The organism is Agromyces sp. P1_H4 (assembly GCF_056405255.1).
Genome location: NZ_JBFUCL010000250.1, coordinates 1 through 5,686 on the forward strand (window position 1 = coordinate 1; position 5,686 = coordinate 5,686).

Below are 5,686 nucleotides of genomic sequence, written 5' to 3' on the forward strand. Positions count from 1 at the left end.
GCTCTGGCGAGCCGAGCCAGCTCGGCACCCGGATCGGTGTCATGCGCCGGATCGGGCTCATTCTCCGGCTCCGCCGCGTCGTCGAGTCGCTCGCGCAGCTCTCCGAGCGTCGCCTCGGCGATGCGCGCGACGAGGTCGTCGCGGTTGCGGATGCGCTTGTAGAGGGACGGAGCGCGGACGCCCACTCGCTCGGCGACCGCCTGCATGGTCAGGCCGTCGAGGCCGTCGGACTCGAGCAGCGCTCGACCGGCGTCGACGATCGCCTCGAGCGAGGTCCGGTCGGGTGTGGGCACGGCGACTCCGATCGTCTTTAGCTATTGACCGTAGCCATCATAGCTATGTAGCATAGCCATCGTCCACCCCTGAACATGAGATCGGATCCCGCGATGCAACTGGCACCCTCACTCCACCGCATCGGCAACGACGTCGTCGCCGTGTACCTCGTCGACACCCCCCAGGGCGTCACCGTCATCGACGCCGGCCTCGCCGGTCAGTGGAAGGAGTTCACGGCCGAGCTCGCCGCTATGGGCCGATCGGTCGACGACGTCCGCGGCGTCGTGCTCACGCACGGCGACGGCGACCACATCGGCTTCGCCGAGCGACTCCGGCGCGATCACGGCGTGCCCGTCTTCGTGCACGAGGCCGACGCGGCACGCGCGCGCGGCGAGGTCTCCACCAAGCCCGAGTGGGGCCACATGAAGATCGGCGCCACCGTGGGCTTCCTGTGGTACGCGCTCCGCAAGAACGGCATGCGCACCACGCCGCTCGCCGAGGTGGTCGCCGTGCACGACGGCGACGTGCTCGACCTTCCCGGTGCACCCCGCGTGATCGGCATGCCCGGGCACTCCCCCGGCAGCATCGCCATCCACGTCCCCGTCGTCGACGCCGTGTTCGTCGGCGACGCGCTCACCACCCGGCACGTGCTCACCGGCGAACGGGGTCCGCAGCCGGCGCCCTTCACCGACGATCCCCACGAGGCGATCGAATCGCTCCAGCGCCTCGTCGGGCTGGGCACGACCTGGGTCCTGCCCGGTCACGGCACGCCCTGGAACGGCGGGATCGACGAGGCCGTGCGCGAGGTCACGCAGGCGGCCGCGGCATCCGGTTCCTGAACCCGATCACATGCGGAAGAGGCCGAACCGGGGCTCGGGCAGCGGCGTGCGACTCGCGAGCTCGAGCGCCATGGCCAGCACGGTGCGGGTGTCGGCGGGATCGATGATGCCGTCGTCCCAGAGCCGCGCCGTCGAGTGGTAGGGGCTCCCCTGCTGCTCGTACTGCTCGCGGATGGGCGCCCGGAACGCCTGCTCCGCAGCATCCGGCCACTCCTCGCCCTTCACCGCGAGCTGGTCGCGCTTCACGGTCGCGAGCACGGATGCCGCCTGCTCGCCTCCCATCACCGAGATGCGGGCGTTCGGCCACATGAAGAGGAAGCGCGGCGAGTAGGCGCGCCCGCACATGGAGTAGTTGCCGGCGCCGAACGACCCGCCGATGACGACCGTGAGCTTCGGAACGCGGGTCGTGGCCACGGCGGTGACCATCTTCGCGCCGTGCTTGGCGATGCCGCCGGCCTCGGCGTCGCGGCCGACCATGAACCCCGAGATGTTCTGGAGGAACACGAGCGGGATGCCGCGCTGGTCGCACAGCTCGATGAAGTGGGCGCCCTTCATGGCCGACTCGCTGAAGAGCACGCCGTTGTTCGCGACGATGCCCACCGGGTGTCCGTCGAGGTGTGCGAAGCCCGTGACGAGCGTGTCGCCGTAGTCGGGCTTGAACTCGCTGAACTCGCTGTCGTCGACGAGCCGGGCGATGACCTCGTGGACGTCGTACGGCTGCTGCACGTCGACCGGCACGGCAGCCGTGAGGTCGGCAGGATCGACGGCGGGCGGCCGCGACTCGCGGACCGTCCAGGCCCGCGCGGGCGGAGCGGGCAGCGTCGCCACCATGTCGCGGACGAGCTCGAGGGCGTGCTCGTCGTCGTCGGCGAGGTGATCGGTGACCCCCGAGATGCGGGAGTGCAGCTCGCCGCCGCCGAGCTCCTCGGGCGTGACGACCTCGCCGATGGCCGCCTTCACGAGCGGCGGCCCGCCCAGGAAGATCGTGCCCTGGTCGCGCACGATGACGCTCTCGTCGCTCATGGCGGGCACGTAGGCGCCGCCGGCCGTGCACGAGCCCAGCACGGCCGCGAGCTGCGGGATGCGCTGCGACGACAGTTGCGCCTGGTTGTAGAAGATGCGGCCGAAGTGGTCGCGGTCGGGGAACACCTCGTCCTGCTTCGGGAGGAACGCGCCGCCCGAGTCCACGAGGTAGACGCACGGGAGGCGGTGCTGCTCGGCGACCTCCTGCGCACGGAGATGCTTCTTCACCGTCATCGGGTAGTACGTGCCGCCCTTGACCGTCGCGTCGTTGCAGACGACCACCACCGGTCGGCCCTGCACGAGCCCGACGCCCGTGATGATGCCCGCACCCGGCGAATCGCCGCCGTACATGCCGTCGGCCGCGAGCGGTGAGAGCTCGAGGAACGGGCTCCCCTCGTCGAGCAGCCGGTCGACGCGGTCGCGCGGCAGCAGCTTGCCCCGGGCGACGTGCCGCTCACGGGAGGACTCGGGCCCGCCGAGCGCCGCGGTGGCGAGCTTCTCGCGGAGTTCGCGAACGAGCTCGGCGTGCGCCTCGGCGTTGCGGCGCGCCGTGTCGCTCGAGGGGTCGATGCCCGTCGTGAGGGTCGTCATCCGCGCCGCCTGTCTTCGTCGACCGCGCGCCTCTTGTGCGGAGCACGGAATTTCGGTTAGTGTGCACTAACTCGATTCCCGATGTTAGCGAGCACCCACCGACATGGCAAGCACCCTCGACGAGGCCGGCACCGGCGCAGCGACGGCCCGCACGGCCGACGCCGACGCCGCGGTTGAGGCCGATGCGCCGGCCGACGTCTCCAGGGCCGCACCGTCCGACGGTGCCCCCGACGCCATGCCGCTGACCGAGCGCAGTCGCCAGAAGGCCGACCGTCGCGCCGCGATCCTCGGGGCCGCCGCCACGCTCTTCGCCGAACGCGGATACGCGGGCGTCACCATCGAAGACCTCGGCGCGGCGGTCGGCGTGAGCGGACCGGCCGTGTACCGGCACTTCCCCGGCAAGGCCGCCGTGCTCGCGGCGATCCTGCAGGGCGCCAGCCGGTCACTGCTCGACGGCGCCGAGCGGGTCCTCGCCTCCGCCGACGAGCCCCGCGACGCACTGCGCGCCCTCATCCGCTTCCACGTCGACTTCGCCCTCGGCGAGGCCGACGTCATCGTCGTGCAGGACCGCGAGCTCGGGCAGCTCGACCGCGGCGCACGCCACGAGGTGCGTTCGCTGCAGCGACGCTACGTCGAGCACTGGGTCGACACCCTCTCCCGACTCCGGCCCGATCGGGCCGAGGCGGAGCTCAGGTTCCGGGCACACGCCGCCTTCGGACTCCTGAACTCCACTCCGCACAGCGCCCGCATCCCCGGGCGCCGACCGGCCGACGGCACCATCCGCGGCATCCTGGAGGAGATGACATGGGCGAGCCTCATGTCGTGACCCTGCGCGCGACCCGCGACGGGGATCTCGATGCACTCTTCGCGTTCGAGCAGGACGAGGCGGCGGTGCGCATGGCCGCCTTCACCGCGCCCGACCCGAGCGACCGCGCGACGTTCGACGCCCACTGGCGGCGACTCCTCGCCGATCCCTCGGTCGACGCCCGCACGGTCCGGGCCGACGGCGAAATCGTGGGCAGCATCGCGCGCTGGTACGAGGACGGGGCCGCTGAGATCACCACCTGGATCGACCCGGCCCAATGGAATCGCCACATCGCGACGCGGGCGATGCGCCTCTTCCTCGACACGCTGGGCGAACGACCCGTGCGGGCTCGCGTTGCCGCCGACAACGCGGCATCCATCGCCGTGCTCGAGAAGCTCGGGTTCGAGCAGGTCGGCACGGCGGTGAGCTACGCCAACGCGCGCGGCACCGAGATCGAGGAGCGGATCTACCGCCTCGGCTGAGCCCGCCGCCGCTACAGTGGCGGCGTGAGCGACTACGAGGTGCTGGAGATGGGCGGACTCGACGAGTGGCGCGGCCACTACGGCGGATTCCGGCCCGAGAGTTCGCGCGACGGCCGACGCGTGATCGACCACGACCTGACCATGCAGTACATCGGCATGACGGCCAACGCGCTCGAGCCGGGCGAGGAGGCGGGCTACTGGCACATGCACGCACGCATCGAGGAGGTCTACGTCTTCCTCGACGGTCGCGGGCAGATGGGCCTCGACGACGACGTCGTCGACGTCGGCGCCGGCACGGTCGTGCGGGTCGGACAGGGGGTGTGGCGCACCTGGCGCTGCGCGCCCGACAGCGCCGAGCAGCTGCGCTGGCTGTGCATCCGCGCCGGCGGCTCCGAGCTGCCGCACTTCCCCGACGACAGCACCCGCGACACCGAGCGCCCCGCGCCCTGGTAGCGGCGCCGCCCCCCGCGCGCCCCGCCACCTGGGAGCAGCGCCGTCGCAGCGGCGGGCTCAGACGGGCTTCGCGCCCTGCTCGTCGGCGAGTTCGCGGATGCGTCGCGCGAGCGCCACGTCGCGGCTCGTCACGCCGCCCACGTCGTGCGAGCTGAGCTCGAACGAGATGCGCCCCCACCCGAGGTGCACGTCGGGGTGGTGGTCCGCGGCATCCGCCTCGAGCGCGACCGCGTCGAGCAGGCGCACCGCGCTCGCGAAGTCGGCGGTGCGGAACGCCCCGACCAGGTGGTCTTCGTGGGTGAACCCCGACCCGTCGAGTTCGGAGCCGGTCTCGGCCGGCGAGAGGATGACGCGCGGATCATGCATGCGCCCATCCTCCCGCCGATGCGGTGATCACGCCATCGTGAGGGCGAGACCCGGTTCACGCAGGATGGCGCCGATGTCGGCGAGGAACGTCGACCCCTGCTCGCCGTCGACGAGCCGGTGGTCGAACGACAGCGAGAGCGTCATGACCTCGCGCAGCGCGATCTCGCCGCGGTGCTCCCACGGCTGGCGTCGCACGGCGCCCATGGCGAGGATCGCGGCCTCCCCCGGGTTCAGGATCGGCGTGCCGGCATCGATCCCGAAGACGCCGATGTTCGTGATCGACAGGGTGCCCCCGCTCAGGTCGACGGGCTGCGTGCGCCCGGCACGTGCGGTCTCGGCGAGCGCGGYGATCGCGTCGGCGAGGTCRATGAGGGTCATCCGCTCGGCCCGCTTGACGTTGGGCACCACGAGGCCCCGCCCGGTCGCCGCCGCGATGCCGAGGTTCACGCCGCCGAAGCGCACGATCTCCTGGGCGTCCTCGTCCCAGCGGGAGTTCACCTCGGGGGTGCGACGGGCGGCGATGCACACGGCCTTCGCCACCACCGTGAGCGGCGTCACCTTGTGCCCCGCGAAGGCGCGGTCGTCACGGATGCCGCGGAGGAGCTCCATCGTGGCCGTCACGTCGATCGTGAGGAACTCGGTCACGTGCGGCGCGGTGAAGGCACTGCGCACCATGGCGGCGGCGGTGTGCTTGCGCACGCCCTTGATCGGGATGCGGGTCTCCTCGAGGCCTGTCCCGTCGCCACCTGCCGGCCCGCTCGCGGCGACGACGTCGGGGGCGTGCGCCGGGGCGGTGGCGCCGGATGCCGCTGCCTCGACGTCGCCGCGGGTGATGAGCCCGCGCTCCCCCGTAC

General features: G+C 72.0%; 8 protein-coding genes. 4 read left to right on the forward strand and 4 right to left on the reverse strand.

Annotation, left to right across the window (positions count from 1 at the left end; translation table 11 throughout):
• On the reverse strand, window positions 1-293 hold a 293-nt coding region (locus tag AC1DY2_RS14250; RefSeq protein WP_476763029.1), incomplete at its 3' end, for a TetR/AcrR family transcriptional regulator.
• Between the two features lie 93 nt (window positions 294-386).
• Between AC1DY2_RS14250 and AC1DY2_RS14255 the strand changes: the two genes are divergently transcribed.
• Entirely contained in the window at window positions 387-1,112 is a 726-nt protein-coding gene (locus tag AC1DY2_RS14255) for an MBL fold metallo-hydrolase (RefSeq protein WP_476763030.1), read from the forward strand.
• Between the two features lie 6 nt (window positions 1,113-1,118).
• Here AC1DY2_RS14255 and AC1DY2_RS14260 read toward each other — a convergent pair whose 3' ends face one another.
• Window positions 1,119-2,726: a carboxyl transferase domain-containing protein gene (locus AC1DY2_RS14260; protein ID WP_476763031.1), complete on the reverse strand. Its 1,608-nt coding sequence runs from the start codon at window positions 2,724-2,726 to the stop codon at window positions 1,119-1,121.
• Window positions 2,727-2,961: 235 nt separating this feature from the next.
• On the opposite strand from AC1DY2_RS14260, the gene AC1DY2_RS14265 reads away from it, so the two are divergent.
• Genes AC1DY2_RS14265 through AC1DY2_RS14275 form a run of 3 tightly spaced genes read left to right on the forward strand, consistent with a single transcriptional unit; the run spans window position 2,962 to window position 4,466 of the window.
• Window positions 2,962-3,552, forward strand: coding sequence for a TetR/AcrR family transcriptional regulator (locus tag AC1DY2_RS14265; protein WP_476763036.1), 591 nt, complete (start codon window positions 2,962-2,964; stop codon window positions 3,550-3,552).
• Window positions 3,531-4,013, forward strand: a complete 483-nt coding sequence (locus AC1DY2_RS14270; RefSeq protein ID WP_476763032.1) for a GNAT family N-acetyltransferase — start codon at window positions 3,531-3,533, stop codon at window positions 4,011-4,013. The genes AC1DY2_RS14265 and AC1DY2_RS14270 overlap by 22 nt, the downstream gene beginning before the upstream one ends.
• A 24-nt stretch (window positions 4,014-4,037) precedes the next feature.
• Complete coding sequence (locus AC1DY2_RS14275) at window positions 4,038-4,466, forward strand: cupin domain-containing protein (RefSeq protein WP_476763033.1); 429 nt, start codon at window positions 4,038-4,040, stop codon at window positions 4,464-4,466.
• Between the two features lie 57 nt (window positions 4,467-4,523).
• On the opposite strand, the gene AC1DY2_RS14280 is transcribed toward AC1DY2_RS14275, so the two are convergent.
• Window positions 4,524-4,832, reverse strand: a complete 309-nt coding sequence (locus AC1DY2_RS14280) for a 4a-hydroxytetrahydrobiopterin dehydratase (RefSeq protein ID WP_476763034.1) — start codon at window positions 4,830-4,832, stop codon at window positions 4,524-4,526.
• Window positions 4,833-4,859: 27 nt separating this feature from the next.
• A partial coding sequence (locus tag AC1DY2_RS14285; RefSeq protein WP_476763035.1) for a dihydrolipoamide acetyltransferase family protein occupies window positions 4,860-5,686 on the reverse strand: 827 nt, incomplete at its 5' end.